Origin of the sequence: Bacillus sp. DTU_2020_1000418_1_SI_GHA_SEK_038, from assembly GCF_032341175.1 — a bacterium.
In the GTDB taxonomy this organism is placed as follows: domain Bacteria; phylum Bacillota; class Bacilli; order Bacillales; family Cytobacillaceae; genus Cytobacillus.
On record NZ_CP135435.1, the window covers coordinates 3,126,448 to 3,143,972 of the forward strand.

Annotated in this window: 17 protein-coding genes; 2 read left to right on the forward strand and 15 right to left on the reverse strand. The window is 38.5% G+C overall.

Translation table 11 applies throughout. The features are described from left to right. Nucleotides 1-36: 36 nt before the first annotated feature. From deoC to gpr, 14 genes are all read right to left on the reverse strand, one after another. Nucleotides 37-708 carry a deoxyribose-phosphate aldolase gene (gene deoC, locus RRV45_RS15695; RefSeq protein WP_315665630.1) on the reverse strand — a complete coding sequence of 224 codons (672 nt, stop codon included), beginning with the start codon at nucleotides 706-708 and terminating at the stop codon, nucleotides 37-39. Nucleotides 709-884: 176 nt separating this feature from the next. Then, nucleotides 885-2,231 carry a tRNA (N(6)-L-threonylcarbamoyladenosine(37)-C(2))-methylthiotransferase MtaB gene (gene mtaB / locus RRV45_RS15700; RefSeq protein ID WP_315665631.1) on the reverse strand — a complete coding sequence of 449 codons (1,347 nt, stop codon included), beginning with the start codon at nucleotides 2,229-2,231 and terminating at the stop codon, nucleotides 885-887. Between the two features lie 7 nt (nucleotides 2,232-2,238). Beyond that, nucleotides 2,239-2,994, reverse strand: coding sequence for a 16S rRNA (uracil(1498)-N(3))-methyltransferase (locus RRV45_RS15705; protein ID WP_315669054.1), 756 nt, complete (start codon nucleotides 2,992-2,994; stop codon nucleotides 2,239-2,241). 101 nt (nucleotides 2,995-3,095) lie between these two features. Next, on the reverse strand, nucleotides 3,096-4,034 hold the full coding sequence (gene prmA / locus RRV45_RS15710) for a 50S ribosomal protein L11 methyltransferase (RefSeq protein ID WP_315665632.1): 939 nt from the start codon (nucleotides 4,032-4,034) through the stop codon (nucleotides 3,096-3,098). 17 nt (nucleotides 4,035-4,051) lie between these two features. Beyond that, complete coding sequence (locus RRV45_RS15715) at nucleotides 4,052-4,201, reverse strand: hypothetical protein (RefSeq protein WP_315665633.1); 150 nt, start codon at nucleotides 4,199-4,201, stop codon at nucleotides 4,052-4,054. Nucleotides 4,202-4,243: 42 nt separating this feature from the next. Further along, nucleotides 4,244-5,365 carry a molecular chaperone DnaJ gene (gene dnaJ, locus RRV45_RS15720; RefSeq protein WP_315665634.1) on the reverse strand — a complete coding sequence of 374 codons (1,122 nt, stop codon included), beginning with the start codon at nucleotides 5,363-5,365 and terminating at the stop codon, nucleotides 4,244-4,246. A gap of 303 nt (nucleotides 5,366-5,668) precedes the next feature. Beyond that, nucleotides 5,669-7,501, reverse strand: a complete 1,833-nt coding sequence (dnaK, locus tag RRV45_RS15725; RefSeq protein ID WP_315665635.1) for a molecular chaperone DnaK — start codon at nucleotides 7,499-7,501, stop codon at nucleotides 5,669-5,671. A gap of 27 nt (nucleotides 7,502-7,528) precedes the next feature. After that, entirely contained in the window at nucleotides 7,529-8,131 is a 603-nt protein-coding gene (gene grpE, locus RRV45_RS15730) for a nucleotide exchange factor GrpE (RefSeq protein WP_315665636.1), read from the reverse strand. Nucleotides 8,132-8,227: 96 nt separating this feature from the next. Further along, entirely contained in the window at nucleotides 8,228-9,259 is a 1,032-nt protein-coding gene (gene hrcA, locus RRV45_RS15735; protein WP_315665637.1) for a heat-inducible transcriptional repressor HrcA, read from the reverse strand. A 100-nt stretch (nucleotides 9,260-9,359) separates the two neighbouring features. Further along, entirely contained in the window at nucleotides 9,360-10,493 is a 1,134-nt protein-coding gene (gene hemW / locus RRV45_RS15740) for a radical SAM family heme chaperone HemW (RefSeq protein WP_315665638.1), read from the reverse strand. A gap of 99 nt (nucleotides 10,494-10,592) precedes the next feature. After that, on the reverse strand, nucleotides 10,593-12,428 hold the full coding sequence (lepA, locus tag RRV45_RS15745) for a translation elongation factor 4 (protein ID WP_410489301.1): 1,836 nt from the start codon (nucleotides 12,426-12,428) through the stop codon (nucleotides 10,593-10,595). 229 nt (nucleotides 12,429-12,657) lie between these two features. Beyond that, nucleotides 12,658-13,002 carry a DUF3679 domain-containing protein gene (locus RRV45_RS15750; RefSeq protein ID WP_315665639.1) on the reverse strand — a complete coding sequence of 115 codons (345 nt, stop codon included), beginning with the start codon at nucleotides 13,000-13,002 and terminating at the stop codon, nucleotides 12,658-12,660. 19 nt (nucleotides 13,003-13,021) lie between these two features. Continuing rightward, the gene (gene spoIIP, locus RRV45_RS15755) at nucleotides 13,022-14,227 is read right to left on the reverse strand and encodes a stage II sporulation protein P (protein ID WP_315665640.1); all 1,206 of its coding nucleotides are present in this window, start codon (nucleotides 14,225-14,227) and stop codon (nucleotides 13,022-13,024) included. A 68-nt stretch (nucleotides 14,228-14,295) separates the two neighbouring features. Continuing rightward, complete coding sequence (gene gpr / locus RRV45_RS15760) at nucleotides 14,296-15,420, reverse strand: GPR endopeptidase (RefSeq protein WP_315665641.1); 1,125 nt, start codon at nucleotides 15,418-15,420, stop codon at nucleotides 14,296-14,298. A 241-nt stretch (nucleotides 15,421-15,661) separates the two neighbouring features. On the opposite strand from gpr, the gene rpsT reads away from it, so the two are divergent. Beyond that, nucleotides 15,662-15,928, forward strand: coding sequence for a 30S ribosomal protein S20 (gene rpsT / locus RRV45_RS15765; protein ID WP_315665642.1), 267 nt, complete (start codon nucleotides 15,662-15,664; stop codon nucleotides 15,926-15,928). A 68-nt stretch (nucleotides 15,929-15,996) separates the two neighbouring features. Here the strand turns inward: rpsT and holA are convergent, their stop codons facing one another. After that, nucleotides 15,997-17,022, reverse strand: coding sequence for a DNA polymerase III subunit delta (gene holA / locus RRV45_RS15770; RefSeq protein ID WP_315665643.1), 1,026 nt, complete (start codon nucleotides 17,020-17,022; stop codon nucleotides 15,997-15,999). Nucleotides 17,023-17,366: 344 nt separating this feature from the next. On the opposite strand from holA, the gene RRV45_RS15775 reads away from it, so the two are divergent. After that, a complete protein-coding gene (locus RRV45_RS15775) occupies nucleotides 17,367-17,501 on the forward strand; it encodes a YqzM family protein (RefSeq protein WP_315665644.1) in 135 nt (44 codons plus the stop codon). Nucleotides 17,502-17,525: the final 24 nt, after the last annotated feature.

Here is a 17,525-nt window from a genome sequence, read left to right on the forward strand (position 1 = left end):
AATTTAATTAAAAAAATGCCGGTAATCCCGGCATTTTTAATAGTCTGAATCGCTCGTTAACCCGTTAACGATGGCTGCACCAGAGCTTGCTCCGATTCTTGTTGCTCCTGCTTCAATCATCTTTTTCGCATCCTCTGCACTTCTTACACCGCCAGAAGCTTTTACTCCAATGTTTGGACCGACTGTTTTTCTCATAAGAGCAATGTCTTCAGCAGTTGCACCGCCGGTTGAGAAGCCAGTTGATGTTTTTACAAAGTCTGCCCCAGCTTTAACTGACAATTCACATGCTCTAATCTTTTCTTCTTCTGAAAGTAAGCAAGTTTCAATTATCACCTTTGTTAGAGCACTTCCCTTTGCTGCATCCACGACAGCACGGATATCTCTTTCTACTAATTCGATATCTCCGCCTTTTAATGCTCCGATATTGATTACCATATCTACTTCAGTTGCACCATTCTCAATTGCGTTTTTCGTTTCAAATGACTTTGTTTCAGACGTTGAAGCACCTAAAGGAAAGCCTATAACGGTGCAAACCTTTACTTCTGTACCTGATAATAACTCGCTCGCAAGCTTCACCCATCCTGGATTTACGCAAACCGAAGCGAAATTATATTCCTTTGCCTCTGTACAAAGCTTTACAATTTGCTCCTTTGTTGCATCTGCTTTCAATAATGTATGGTCAATCATTTTTGCGACATTATACTCCATCTCGATAACTTCCTTTCTCACAATAGAGTTGTACGTACCTCTCACATCATAACATGCTTAATTGAAAATATCGAGTTTATTACAAGTATTTTGTAAACGCCTTGATAATTCCTCATTTACGTATTGTGTCCAAAGAAAAAGGAACCACCAACTTTGGTAATTCCTTTTTTTGTATATTACACTGCCGCTTCTTCGCAATCTTCCTCTAGAACACGGACAAACTGACCTTCATTATATGGATAGCCAGCTTTTGTTATTTTTACTTTTACAATTTGGCCGACCATATCTTCAGTTGCTTTGAACACTATTTTTAGATAATTATCTGTATAGCCAACATATAGACCGTGATCTTCCTGATCCTTGAACTCTTCCTCAGGAATTACTTCGAGGACCTCCCCCTCAAATTGAGAAGCATATTCCTTTGCAAGCTGATCAGATAAGGAAATTAATCGGTGGACACGTTCGTTTTTTACTTCTTCGTCTATTTGATCTTCCATTCTAGCTGCAGGTGTTCCGGTTCGTTTTGAATAAGGGAAAACATGAAGCTCAGAAAATTTATGTTCCTTAATAAAATTATAGGTTTCCATAAATTCCTCTTCTGTTTCACCTGGGAAGCCGACAATAACATCTGAAGTAACCGCTAAACCTGGTAAAGCTTCCTTTAAGCGATCTAAACGCTCACCGAAAAACTCCATCGTATACTTTCTGCGCATTCTCTTTAGAACAGTATTTGACCCTGACTGCAGAGGAATATGAAGATGCCTTACAATCATACTTGACCCATTGATCACTTCAATAACCTCATCTGTGATTTGGCTTGCTTCAATGGAAGAAATCCTAATACGCTTTAGGCCCTTTACTTGAGCTTCTAAATCTCGCAGAAGCATGGCCAAATTGTAATCCTTCATATCCTCGCCATAGCCGCCAGTATGAATGCCTGTAAGGACAATCTCCTTATAACCAGCATCCACTAATTGCTGTGCTTGGCGAATAACCTCCTGTGGATCTCTTGATCTCATCAATCCGCGTGCCCATGGAATGATACAGAATGTACAGAAGTTATTGCAGCCTTCTTGAATTTTAAGGGAAGCACGTGTACGATCCGTAAAAGCAGGTACATCTAACTCTTCATAAACACGGCTCTTCATGATATTGCCTACTCCATTGATCGGCTGGCGCTCCTCTTTATATTGGTTAATATAATCTAGCATTTTCACACGATCCTGGGTTCCGACAACAATATCCACGCCAGGAATCGCCATAATTTCCGCAGGAGAGGTCTGTGCATAACAGCCAGTGACACAAATAACAGCATCCGGATTTTTCCGGATCGCTCTGCGGATGACTTGACGGCTCTTCTTATCGCCCGTATTCGTTACCGTACAAGTATTGATTACGTAAACGTCAGAAATGGATTCAAAATCAACACGTTCGTATCCAGTATCTTTAAATAATTGCCAAATGGCCTCTGTTTCATAATGGTTCACTTTACAGCCAAGTGTATGAAATGCAACTGTAGGCATATTTTTTTCACTCCATTAATTCAAAATGATAAGAAACGGCCGATAATGTGTAAAGCGGCGCTGTTTCCGTCCTTAAGATTCGTGGGCCTAATCCGCATGATTGGAAAGCGTTATCCTTTAACAATGTGACTTCCTGTTCGGTTAAACCGCCTTCAGGTCCAAATACAATCATGAGAGACTGACCTTGTTTCATTTTTGCCAAGGTATTAGATAATACGGATGACTCTCCTTGCCTTGCCACTTCCTCATAAGCGATCAATTTATAGTCATAATTCTCACTATTTTTTATAATGGATTTAATATTTTGAGGACTTAATACTTCAGGAAGACTAGTCCGATGGGACTGTTCGGCTGCCTCTTTCGCAATCTTTTGCCACCGTTCAACCTTCTTTATACCCTTTTTCTCATCCCATTTTACTACTGAGCGTGCTGAAATAAAAGGGATAAACCGATTAGCACCTAGCTCTGTTCCCTTTTGGATAATCCATTCCAGCTTATCCCCTTTAGGCAGTCCGCTCACAATTGTTACATCAATTGGCAGTTCGGAGGCAGAGAACCCCTCATCCCATTTTACAACTTCTGCAACCACTTTTTCATCGGTAATTTCTACAATTAAGCAAACAGCACTTTTTTTTAGGGGATCTACACAAATTAAATGATCGCCTTCCTTCATTCTCATTACGCGGACAATATGATGATAATCGTCCTCTTGGATAGTAAAACGGTTTTCAACTGCAGATTGATTGACAAAATAACGCTGCAAAATGGACACCCTCTTTTCCGCCTATTCTACGATCTAACGTATAAAAAGAGGGAACATATAGAAGGTCCCCCCTTTTCTAAAATGAATTCTAATTTTATGTGCTAGCTTCTTCTCCCGATAATAGCAACCCAATCTTCCATTTGAATCGTTTCTTCGATTTGGAATCCTGCTGAAAGCATTGCATCCTTCACTTCTTGTTTTTTCTGCAGAATAATCCCAGATGCAATAAAGAAGCCGTCTTTTTTAACGACAGATGCAACATCATCAGTAAATCTGAGGATGATTTCTGCCAATATATTAGCTACTACTATATCTACCTTACCGGTGATTCCATCAAGTAGATTATTTTGTGCAACATTTACGATGTTATGAACTTTATTCAGTTCAATATTTTCCCGGGCAGAGTTCACGGCAACCTCATCGAGATCAAGTGCTGTTACTTTTTCAGCACCAAGCATGGCAGCAGCAATGCTTAGTACACCTGAACCAGTACCAACATCGATTATGTTGTCTCCCGTATTTACCGTTCTTTCTAACGCTTGAATACACATGACAGTTGTTGGGTGAGTACCTGTACCAAATGCCATCCCTGGATCAAGCTCAATGATTAATTCATCACTGGAAACAGGGGTGTATTTTTCCCAGCTCGGAACAATGGTAAACCTTTCAGAAATCTTCACTGGATGGTAATATTTCTTCCAGGCTGTTGCCCATTCCTCTTCATTAACCTCGCTGATGCTAATATCATTTTTGCCAATATCAATATTATATAAAAGAAGATTATTAATTTCTTCTTTAATTCCATCAATCGTTTCTGCAAGAAAACTATTTACAGGCAAATAAGCTTTGACGACAACCCCTTCTTCAGGATAGTCTAATGGATTGAGCTGGTAGATTTCACCGAATTGATCTTTTCTTTCTTTCACAAGCTCAGATGGATCTTCAATGACAACTCCGCTTGCTCCTGCTTCATGCAGAATATTAGAAATTGGTTCGACTGCCTCATTTGTCGTATGAATACTGATCTCTGACCATTTCAATGTTTCCAACTCCATTCCTAATCAAATCCGCCAGGGCGGATTTGCGCCCAGATTTTTATCGGGCAGAGCCCGATAATTTCCTTTAAAAAATCTGAGGCATCCGCCGGAGGCTTAACTTTATTCAGCAATAGTTTCGCCCCTAACTGAACTAGTATTCTTTTTTTCATTTCACCCCCACTTATAAAAGTGGAGATTTCTGCTGAATAAAGTTAATCGCCCTTAAATGCTCGCTTTACTTTATCAAAAAAGCTTTCTTCATGTTCGCCTTGTGGAACTTGACCGCTTATTTCTGCAAATTCATGCAGCAATTGTTTTTGTTTTTCCGATAGCTTTGTAGGAGTAACAATACGGACAATAATATGCTGATCTCCTTTTCCATACCCTCTAACATTTTGAATCCCTTTTTCCTTTAAGCGGAACTTTGTCCCTGTTTGTGTGCCAGCTGGGACTTTTAATTTTATCTTTCCATAAAGGGTAGGTACCTCTACCTCATCCCCTAGAGCTGCTTGGACAAATGTGATTGGCATTTCACAATAAACATCATCCCCATCACGTTCAAAGAATTCATGAGAGCGAACATGGAAAACAACATATAAATCGCCAGAAGGTCCACCATTTACTCCCGGTTCTCCTTGGCCTGATACCCTTAGCTGTTGGCCGTCATCAATCCCTGCTGGAATTTTCACCGCAATTTTCTTGCGCTTTTTTACTTTTCCATCCCCGCCGCAAGTAGAACATTTATGCTTGATCTGCTTACCAGTACCGTTACACTGATGGCATGTTCTTCGGTTAACAATTTTGCCAAATGGTGTATTTTGCTCCATATTAATTTGTCCAGAACCATGACAATGTCCGCAAGTGTCGGGCTTTGTACCTGGTTTTGCACCTGATCCGTTACAAGTTTCACAAGTTTCTTCACGAGGGATCTCAATTTCCGTTTCCTTGCCAAAAACTGCGTCCTCAAAAGATAAAGTCATTGTGTACTGTAAATCGGCACCTTGACGCGGCGCGTTTGGATCTCGTCTGCGTGATCCGCCGCCGCCGAAGAAAGTACTGAAAATGTCTTCAAAGCCGCCGAATCCTTCAAAACCACCGCCACCAAAGCCTTGGTTAGGATCAGTATGGCCAAATTGATCGTAATGAGCGCGTTTTTGGTCATCACTTAAAACTTCATAAGCTTCTGCAACTTCTTTGAATTTCTCGTCTGCACCTGGTTCTTTATTAATATCAGGATGATATTGTTTGGATAGCTTACGATAAGCCTTTTTTAATTCATCCTTGGATGCCCCTTTACTGACACCAAGGACTTCATAGTAATCCCTTTTACTCATTGATTACCACTCCCCGAGTCTTTTCACATAAAGATTATTTTAACATTTTCTATTCAAAAATAAAAGTCAAAGTCAAGAAAGACCTGACTTTGACCTAGAAAAGCGGAAGCGCCTTCGGAACAATCAAAGGACAATTGTTCCTGCGATGTTTACTCGCGGAAGATTTCCTTTGTGCCCAGGGGCGACAAGCATAAGACGAGACGTCAAGAAGGTTGTAGTTTAACCTTATTGACGGATTGGCTTATGACCTCGAGCCCCTAGGCGCTGAAGCTAGACAGTTCCCCATATACATTAAACTTGGACTTATTTATCGTCTTTAACCTCTTCGAATTCTGCGTCAACTACGTTGTCATCGCTGCTTTTACCATCTTGGCCCTCGGCACCTTGCGCTCCTTGAGCTTGCTTAGCAGCTTCTTCATAAAGCTTCATTGTCAATGCTTGAACGATTTCTTGTAAAGCATCTTTCTTCGCTTTAATTTCTTCTAAATCATTCTTTTCAATGGCAGCTTTTAAAGCATCTTTTGCTTCATTTGCTTTTGCCACTTCAGCTTCATCCACTTTACCTTCAAGATCCTTCATTGTTTTTTCAGTAGTGAAAACAAGCTGATCTGCTTCATTGCGAAGTTCTACTTCTTCCTTACGCTTCTTGTCTGCTTCTGCATTCTCTTCAGCTTCTCTAACCATTTTTTCGATTTCTTCATCGGATAGACCAGTAGATGATTTAATCGTAATCGCTTGTTCTTTATTTGTGCCTAGATCTTTTGCACGAACATTAACAATACCGTTTTTATCGATATCAAAAGAAACTTCGATTTGCGGAATTCCTCTTGGTGCAGGAGGAATATCACCTAACTGGAAGCGGCCTAAAGTTTTATTGTCTGCAGACATTGGACGCTCACCTTGAAGAACATGAATATCAACAGCAGACTGATTATCAGCAGCGGTTGAGAACACTTGTGATTTAGATGTTGGGATTGTTGTGTTGCGGTCAATTAGCTTTGTAAACACACCACCCATTGTTTCGATACCAAGTGAAAGCGGTGTAACGTCTAATAGAACGACATCCTTAACATCACCAGAAATTACTCCACCCTGGATCGCAGCACCCATTGCTACTACTTCATCAGGGTTAACACCTTTATGAGGATCCTTACCTGTTTCTTTCTTGATCGCTTCTTGAACGGCAGGAATACGAGTTGAACCACCAACAAGAATAACCTTATCGATTTCAGAAGGTGAAAGTCCTGCATCTTTTAATGCTTGACGAGTAGGGCCCATAGTTCTTTCAACTAAATCAGCTGTAAGCTCATCAAATTTAGCTCTTGATAATGTTACCTCAAGGTGTAGAGGACCTGCTTCACCTGCTGTAATGAACGGCAGAGAAATTTGAGTGGAAGTCACTCCAGATAAATCCTTTTTCGCTTTTTCAGCTGCATCCTTTAAACGTTGAGTAGCCATTTTGTCTTTTGAAAGGTCAATAGCATTTTCTTTTTTGAATTCCTGAACTAAATAATCGATAATTGCTTGGTCAAAATCATCGCCGCCAAGACGGTTATCACCAGCAGTTGCTTTTACATCGAATACACCGTCTCCAAGTTCAAGAATGGAAACGTCAAATGTTCCTCCACCAAGGTCAAATACGAGAATTGTTTGATCTTCATCTGTCTTGTCCATACCATAAGCTAAAGCAGCCGCTGTAGGCTCATTAATAATACGTTCAACTTCAAGACCAGCAATTGTTCCCGCATCTTTTGTAGCTTGGCGTTCAGCATCGTTAAAATATGCTGGAACTGTAACAACCGCTTTCGTTACTTTTTCACCAAGATACTCTTCAGCATATGATTTTAAGTGTTGAAGAATAATAGCTGAAATTTCTTGAGGAGTATACTGTTTTCCTTCAGCTTCTACCTTAAAATCTGTTCCCATATGACGCTTTACTGACATAATTGTATTTGGATTTGTAATCGCTTGACGTTTTGCAACTTCCCCAACTTGACGTTCCCCATTCTTAAAAGAAACGACAGAAGGTGTTGTGCGGTTACCCTCTGGATTTGGAATAACTTTTGCCTCTCCGCCTTCTAAAACGGAAACACATGAGTTTGTAGTACCTAAATCGATTCCAATGATTTTGCTCATGTTTCTTACCTCCCGAAAATATGTAACTTATGAGTTTACTTTTACCATAGCCGGACGGATGACTCTGTCCTTTAAAATATAGCCTTTTTGGAATTCCTCAACTACAATATTTGACCCATAGCCTTCCATCTCTACTTGCATAACTGCTTGATGGACTTGAGGATCAAATTCCTTCCCAACAGCTTCAATCTGTTCTGCTCCTTCATTTTTCAGAGCCTCCAGTAAACTGCGATAAACCATTTCCATTCCTTGAAGAACGGATTTCACTTGTTCATTATCAGATTCCATTTGCAGCGCTCTTTCAAAATTATCGATAGCAGGCAGCAAATCAGAAATTAATTTTTGAGCTCTATATTTTTCAGACGATTCAAGATCTAATCTTGCTCTCCGTCTGGAATTATCAAAATCGGCTTGAAGACGATAGTAACGGTTTTCCATGTCAGCCAGTTTAGCCTCTAACTCAACCGTTTTTTCCTGCGCTTTCACAAGTTGTTCTTCTAAAGAAAGCTCGTTCACTGCTTCTGTTTCATCAGAATGGGCTGCAGTTTCCGTTTCAGGAATTTCAGTCTCCTCAGCTTGATCAGAGTTTTGGATTGATTCTTCTTCTAAAATATTTTTTTCATCTGCCAATTTATTCACCTCCCTTTAAGTAACAATAGGTCAACACAAGGAAAGGGATGGGTCCCTGTGGCACAGAGGTCCCGCCCTTAGTCAATATTTCCTGCGTCAATCGGTTTGATACAGCTTCGTCAATACTGCTGAAAGGTCAGTACTAATATAGTCTAACAAACTAATGACACGTGAATATTCCATCCTTGTTGGGCCTAATATGGCAATGGTCCCTAGCTGTTCAGCACCAATTGAATAGGATGCTGTAATTAAACTGCAATTCTCCATAGCTGTATTATTATTTTCTTTGCCAATTTTGACATTTATGCCTGACTTATTTTTTCGAATTAATTCATAAATGCTATCTTCGTGTTCAATCATATCCATTAAATTTTTTATTTTTTCAATGTCATGAAATTCAGGCTGACTAAGCATATTAGATTTCCCGCCGAAGAACAGCTTTTCGTGAGCAGGGATCTTTAGAGTATCAGCAATAGAATGCAGAATATAATCATAATTACTAATATGCTGCCTTAGAAGAATAGCAACTTCTTTATAAATCTTTTCATTCAAGCTTTCAATTGGGGCTCCGGTTAAACGATCATTCAAAATATTGACCAGCTTTTCAAGATCGCCAGAATCCATTGTTTCAGGAAGATGAAACATTCGATTCTCGACATGACCAGAATCAGTGACGATAATAGCAATGGCCGTCTGATTATTTAAAGGAACAATTTGTATTCTCTTTAATTTATTATCTTTAACAGCAGGACCTAACACAATTGAAGTATAGTTAGTCAGCTCTGATAATATTTTAGCTGACCTTTGTACAATCTTTTCAAGTTCAAAAATTCTTTCAGCAAAAACGGACTTTAACTTATGAATATCCTGCTGATTTAGTTTTTGAGGAGAAAGCAAGTGATCCACATAATAACGATACCCTTTTTCAGAAGGAATTCTTCCGGATGAGGTATGTGTTTTTTCAATAAACCCCAGCTCTTCTAAATCAGACATCTCGTTACGAATTGTCGCAGAACTAAATGTAATTTTGTCCTTTTTCGACAAACTTCTCGAACCGACTGGCTGCGCAGACTGAATAAAATCATCAACAATAACCTGAAAGATCAATAATTGGCGATCCGTCAACACAATTATCACCTCTGTTAGCACTCTTTAGTTGTGAGTGCTAATTCTATTAATAAATTATCAAATCAATGGTTTGGTGTCAATAAAAACGAAATGTGATTTTTCACCTTAAAAAGAACTGAAAAACTTCATTTCCAAGGTAGCGTCCTTTTTGGGATAATTGAATTTGATTTTCAGTAACAATGATCCATTCACGAGCAATTAGCTCTTTCAATTCGGCTTCAAATAATTCGACAGGATTTTCACCAAATTTCTCGATAAAGCGAGAAATTGCTACGCCTGATGTTTTTCTTAATCCTAAAAACATTTCTTCTTCTATCTGCTCTGTCCGTGTAACTCGATTTTCTTCAAAAATAGGCAACTTCCCCATCTTCAATGAGTCCATATATTTTTTTAATGGTCCATGATTAGAAACACGCTTGCCATTAACATACCCATGTGATCCAGCACCAAATCCGTAATACCATTCATTATTCCAATAAGTTAGATTATGCTTGCTCTCGAATCCTGGTTTAGAGAAGTTACTGATTTCATATTGTTTGAAACCATTTTTATCCATCTCTTCCATTAATATTTTAAACATTTCTGTTTCTGCATCTTCCCCTGGAGATTGGAGCTTTCCTTTTCTCATCAAGTTATAAAATACGGTTTTAGGTTCGATAATCAGAGAATAACCAGAATAATGGTCAATATCTAACGTAAACGAAGTATCTAGCGTTTCTCTGAAATCTGATACTGTTTGTCCAGGCAAGCTATAAATTAGGTCAATGCTAATATTTTCGAAGCCTATTTTTTTTGCAGCTTCAACAGATTGAAAAACATCCTTTGCTCGATGCACCCTGCCAATTTTCTTAAGCAGTTCTTCATTAAAAGTTTGTACTCCGAAGCTAATCCTATTAACTCCTGCTTCGTAAAGAATACAAAGTTTTTCTTCTGAGAGATCTCCGGGGTTTGCCTCAAACGTAAACTCCGTTTGTTCGTTGTATGGCAGGCGGTCTCTTATGATGCGGCAAAGCTTATCAAGCTGCTGCTCATTTAATGCAGTTGGAGTTCCTCCTCCGACAAAAATGGAATTTAATTGGTCAGCAGGTGATTTAATTAATTGTAGCTCCATTTCTTTATTTAACGAATTAAGATACTCATCAACAGGCTGCCCTTCGAGAAACACTTTATTAAAATCACAATAGTGGCAAATATGCTCACAAAAAGGGATATGAATATAGGCTGCTTTTATCATTATTAACACACCCTTATTTTTTATTTCATTAAAAAAGAGGCCGGAGCTGCTTTTATTTTGACAGCATTTCCAACCTCCTTTTTATAGGATCTATCTGTTTTACTTCTTCTTGTTGGTGTCGTCCATTTTCAAGACAGCCATGAAAGCTTCCTGAGGAACTTCTACTGATCCTACTTGCTTCATGCGTTTCTTTCCTTCTTTTTGCTTTTCCAACAGTTTCCGCTTACGGGAAATGTCTCCACCATAACACTTCGCTAATACATTTTTACCCATTGACTTAATGGTTGAACGAGCAACAATCTTCTGGCCAATTGCCGCTTGAACTGGAACCTCGAATTGCTGGCGTGGAATAAGCTCCTTCAGTTTTTCTACGATTACTTTCCCACGGTCATATGAGAAATCTTTATGGACAATAAAGCTCAATGCGTCAACTTTTTCTCCGTTTAAAAGGATATCCATTTTAACAAGCTTGGATGGCTTATAGCCAATTAACTCATAGTCAAAGGAAGCATATCCTTTTGTATTTGATTTAAGCTGATCGAAGAAATCATAAACAATTTCTGATAATGGAATTTCATAAGTAATATTGACACGAGTCTCATCCATATACTGCATATTAATAAAGATTCCGCGTTTTTCTTGGCAAAGCTCCATAATCGCTCCCACATAGTCATTTGGCGCCATCATGGTTGCTTTTACATATGGCTCCTCAACGCGTTCAATTTTTTGCGGATCTGGCATTTTGGATGGGTTATCAATTTTAATATTGGAGCCATCTGTCAAAATGACATCATATATTACACTTGGTGCTGTAGTAATTAAATCGATTTTGAATTCACGCTCGATACGCTCTTGGATAATCTCCATATGAAGGAGTCCTAAAAATCCGCAACGGAAGCCGAACCCGAGAGCCTGCGATGTTTCGGGCTCGAATTGTAAAGCCGAGTCATTAAGTTCAAGTTTCTCCAAAGCTTCACGAAGATCATTAAATTTCGCACTGTCGATTGGATATAATCCGCAAAAAACCATCGGATTCAATTTTCGGTATCCAGGAAGAGGCTCGGTTGCGCCATTTTTTGCATTTGTAATAGTATCACCCACACGAGTATCGCCTACATTTTTAATAGAGGCGGTTAAAAACCCTACATCCCCAACAGTCAGCTCTTCACGGACTTGTGCTTTTGGTGAAAAGACACCAACTTCAACTACATCGAATTCCTTGCCAGTTGCCATCATTTTAATTTTGTCCCCAGCTTTTACTGTTCCTTCGACTACTCTGATATAAGCTACAACTCCACGGTAAGCATCGAATAACGAGTCAAAAATAAGTGCTTTTAGAGGGGCGTCCGGATCTCCTGTTGGTGCAGGAACCTTTTCTACGATCTGTTCTAAAATGTCCTCAATACCGATACCAGCTTTAGCGGAAGCAAGAACAGCCTCAGAAGCATCAAGACCGATTACTTCCTCTATTTCATTCCTTACACGCTCTGGGTCAGCACTAGGAAGGTCTATTTTATTAATGACAGGCACAATTTCTAAATCATTATCAATTGCTAAATACACGTTTGCTAGTGTCTGTGCTTCAATCCCTTGTGCAGCATCGACAACTAGAATGGCACCCTCACATGCAGCCAAACTGCGGGAAACTTCATAAGTGAAGTCGACGTGCCCTGGTGTATCGATTAAATGAAAGGTGTAAGTTTCTCCATCTTTCGCTTTATATTGTAATTGAACTGAATTTAGCTTTATTGTAATGCCTCGTTCTCTTTCTAAATCCATAGAATCTAGCAGCTGATCCTTCATTTCTCTTGACGTTAAAGTATTCGTCTTTTCTAATATTCGGTCAGCTAAAGTGGATTTTCCATGATCGATATGAGCGATAATAGAAAAATTCCGTATCTTTGATTGTCTATTAAGTCTATCTTCTCTGTTCATTATTTCACTCCTACATAGAAAAGCGCATGCGCTCTTTGCGCCAGTGTAAATCATCCAATTAAAAATATCTTCCTTTTAACGCACAAAATATGCACTATTTTTAGATTATAGCAGTCCGTTTATGAAGATTCAATGCCAGTGGCTGATTAATATACGATGAAACAAAAAATAAGTTTCACTTCGGATCTATTCTAGTATAAACAAAAACGGCCGCATCGCTGCAGCCGCATCATTTTTCTCTTATTAAATCAGTTATGAAATGCACCATCGTTTCAGTCATAGTGGAAATGCCTTCTGATAGCTTCTTTCCCATTGTGGAAAAAAAGTTATAGGCTTTCATTTCCTCCAACTTTGCTTTTTTCTGTTCGAGATCATGGCTAGAAACATCATTGCCTAATATAGATGCTTGCAGCCCTCCCTCTTCATTATCATGGAAAGTGAATGCCCCTTTGAAATTCGCATCATTGTAGCCCTTCATCTTCATTATCCCTTCACTAGCCTCCTGCATGCCGAATAAAACAACTAGAAACATAAGTGTTGTAAGGAAAAGGGTCTTTAACATAAACCATTTCATAACCGATCACCTATCTATTTTATTTCTTTTCTGACTGTTCTTGTACAGGATTACTAACACTTTCCGCCTGCCAATAAAATTCACTAAACACGTCTGCCAGTGCTTCAGCAGAACGATTTAACTCTTCAAATGTGTTATCAACACCTCCAAATTCAATTAGTATTGCATTTTCTGATAAATCCTGATTATATATTCCGTTATTGCCTGATCCTTGCTGCGGCAGAAGTCCTCTGCTTAATCCTTTGTATTTTTCCTCAAGTCTTTTATGCAATTCATTGGCTAAACGTGCATTTTTTTCATAATTCGGATGCTCAGTTCCTATCACAAAAGCTAGCTTTGCATATGGTTTTCCGTTAATCTCTTTAGTTGTATCCTCTTTTCTGTGGGAATCTCGATGAATATCGATGAAATAAGTCAAATTTCGGTCACTTTTTGTTGCTGCTTGAACAACTGTTCTTGATTCCTGATATGATCGCCAATAATCCCATCCTTTTTCATTCAGATTTGCTTGGATATTTGCTTTTTCAACAGTTGTTCCAATTCCTTTACTCTCCAATTCTTCCTTTAGTTTATCGCCAATTTTAGTGACATTTAATTCGGAATGATGTGCCAAATTGGGATTAGTTACACCCTTTAAATACGGAAGGAAGGATTCCGTATTATGGGAAAAATATAAATAAACAACTTTTCTATCTCCTGTTGTGTTAATTGGAGGTTCTGCTGCTTTTTCTCCGCTTGGCTTTTCTAAATCCTCGATATTCTGAAGTGTAGCTTGCTGTTCTGCCCTAAGAAGATCAATGGGCGGGGCGGATTCAAATGGCATATTTGTATAATTTGTGCCTTCACCCGCGACCAAAATTTCCTTGTCATAAATAGAAAAATAGGGTAATTCCCTTCCCAGTAAACTTCTTGGATCATCTAAATTGATATTAGTAGAAAGTTTAAATAACATGTTCATGAAGGTTGTCGAGCCTATTCGCTCGTCCAAGCTTTGCATAAAATGATGGTTCTCCCAACCAAGGAAATGATAGAGCATTTCTCCTGTTATTTTATTTGCAGCCGTATTTACTGATGATGAACTGATTCTATATTCGGGCTTTAACACAGTTAAAACACCGCTAAGTGAAAAAATCATAAATAGAAACAGAAGAAAACCGATAAATATTTTTAGTAAGCTTGTCCCTTGTATAAACACAGCAATTCCGTTCGTTTTAATAGGTTTCATTCTTCCACCTCTCTTTGCAAGTCTAGTAATTCATATGACTTCGCTAGAGAGGATAGAACAGAAAATATTTACCTTGTATAAAAACCTGCATTTTCTTGGTCGACATTTTGATGTAATGCAGCATTTAGCCCATTTGCAAGAAGATTTGCCATGTCTTCAATAAAAATATCTACTTCTTTCGGAGTTACCATTAGATTATGTCCAATCGGAGAGAGAACTTCATAAATTAGTTTTCTTTTTTCCTCATCAGGAAGCGTTCCAATCATGCCTAGGAAAGTTTTTCTATGCTGTTCCTCAGGCATATCTTCCTCAGTCAGCTTTCTTCGTTCGCCAAAGCTCATTCCTGCGGGAGCTAACGCTCTTGAAGGTCTGTCTCCCTCTTTCAGTTCCTTTCCAAAATGTTTAAGTATAAAGTCGATCGTATCACTTGTAATAGATACAGCGTCAACAACTGTTGGCACACCAATAGCAATGACAGGGATACCTAATGTTTCCTGGCTAATTTCCTTCCGCTTATTTCCAACGCCCGAGCCAGGATGAATGCCTGTATCTGAAATTTGAATAGTTGAATTGACTCTTTCTAATGACCGTGAAGCGAGTGCATCAATGACAATCACAAAATCCGGTTTCGTTTTATTAACAATTCCAAAGATGATATCGCTTGTTTCTATACCTGTTAGCCCCATAACTCCAGGAGCAATAGCACTTACAGGACGATAGCCCTCTTCAACACTTTCAGGCTGTAATTGATAGAGATGCCGTGTAACAAGCAGGTTTTCACAAACTTTCGGTCCAAGTGCATCTGGTGTTACATTCCAATTTCCCAATCCGACAACTAAGCAGGCCGCATCTTCCTTAATACCATTCTGCTTGAAAAACTGAGCGAGCTCTGAGGCAAATATTTTTACCACTTTTTTCTGCATCGGTGTATCTTGCTGGCGAATTCCTATTGCCTCTAATGTTAAATATTTCCCTTCTTTTTTCCCTAAAGACTTTGCTCCTTCTTTTGTCACTTCAACATACGATACTCTAATATCATCCTCTTCTTTTTCTTTAATAATAACCCCTTCAATTTGGGAAAGATTTTCTTCCTCTTGAATATGTTTTTGGCGATCTGCTATGACCATTTCTCGTGCTTCAATAGCTAAATCCGTTCTGACCGAATATTTACTTAAATCTAGTGACTCTTCCATTTGAATCCCCCTCGCAACTTTACTATAAGTTTGACTATTTACTATCTTTTCCTTTTCTTAGCAAAAACATTCAGTAAAACTGCCATTCTAAGTTGTGCGAAAATATGAAAAACTAGTGGAGAGTATTGCAAAAGTCCAGCGTATTTGATAAAATATCACTTGTTCTTAATATTAAATTGTTAATGAATGTGTAAGTCGAGTTTTTATATAATCTCGATGCTGCCCTCAGGAGGTGAATGGAATGCCAAATATTAAATCTGCTATTAAGCGTGTGAAAACAAACGCTTCTAAAAACGCTCAAAACGCTACTGTTAAATCTGCTATGCGTACAGCTGTTAAGAAGGTTGATGCTGCTATCGTTCTAAACGATGCTGCTGCTGCAAAAGAAAGTTTCGTTGATGCTGCTCGTAAATTAGACAAAGCTGCTTCTAAAGGTCTTATCCACAAAAACGCTGCTGCTCGTAAAAAGTCTCGTTTAATGAAAAAAATGAACACTTTAAACGCGTAAGCTTGCTATGGCTATCTTCCTAAAGATAGCCTTTTATTATGCAAAAAAAAACGACCACTCGGGTCGCTTTAATTTGGTTTACTATTTAGGCGAAACAGAAACATTTCTATTAGCAATTCTTTATTCATACCGCCTGTCTTCATCTGATAATCAGCATCTGCTAATAATTTTATGATATTAGCTAGCTCTTTTTCCTCATAGGCTTGAGCCTGTCCTGCAGCTAGCTTTACGCGAAAAGGATGAACTTTTAAAGCTCCCGCTATCTGCTGCTGTCCATAACCTCTTTTAGCCAGCTCCTTTACTTGATAAATAAGTCTAAATTGACCAGTAATAACAGATAAAATTTTGATCGGCTCTTCGTTTTGCTTAAGAAGATCATAAAAGATTCGTAAAGCCTCATCAATTTTCCGGTGCACAATCTTATCAACAAGTGTAAAGATATTTTGCTCTAAAGAACGCGAAACTAATTTATCGACTATTTGCAGATCTATTCGGTTTCCAGCACCTGAATATATAGCAAGCTTATCAATTTCACTCGTAAGTAAAAACAAATTGGTACCTGCAATAGTTAGCATGTATTCAACAGCTTCATCTTCTATTTCCACACCATTATAAGAAGCACGTTTTCTGATCCAGCCTTTCAACTCTGCTTCATTCAGCTTCTTGGCCTCCAATACTGCGGCACTTCGTTTTAATTCCTTCGTAAGCTTTTTCCGTTCATCTAATTTTTCGTAAGGAGCGATAAAAACAACAATGGAATAGGGGGAAGGTGCTTTTAAATAAGCCTCAAGCTTTGCTAAATTATGCTCAACTTTTTCTTTCGTTTTCTCCGATGTGAGAAAAACAGGATTATGTAAAAAAATTAATCTTTTTTCGCCCATAAAAGGGAGTGTTTCCGCATCTTCAAGTGCAGCATCAATTGGCGTTTCTTCTAAATCATAGGAAGAAAGGTTAAAATCCATGTCTTCCTCAGTTAGGATATTAGAAATTAATAACTGCTTTGTTTCATTAATTAGAAATGTTTCCGCTCCGTATAATAGAAAAATAGGAGAAAGATTTTTTGCTTTAATTTGCTTCCATAATTCAAAAACCACTGTCTTTCTCTCCGTTCTCATTGGGATATCTTTATCCTAATGAACCTTGTCCATTTTGACAAGTAACAAAACGTATACAATTGCAATGCTGCAAATAATTCTAATGGCAAAAAGGAATTGGCACGATCCGAACACAGTGCCAATTCCTTCATCTATAATGAACGTCGGAACATGAGGCCTAGGATACTCAAGCCACGACGGTGCATCAATACATTCATTATTGTGACCATTCAACTTTAACTTATTTGTGACAACTCTTGTCACGAGAGGAAATGCTGTTAGAGGAAAGCTAGATTTTTTTTTCTCTTTAGCTTATACTATATAGGAAATAGGAGGGGTAGACTGTGAATGAATTTGAAAAAGACGTCCAGTATAAACGCAATGATGCTATTGACTCTGGAGTAGGATTTATCGTATCTTTCGGTTTCTTTGCAACGTTATTTATTATTGCAACAGTCGTTAAAGTAGTAGGATCTTAATGACTACATAAGTAAGAAATGTTG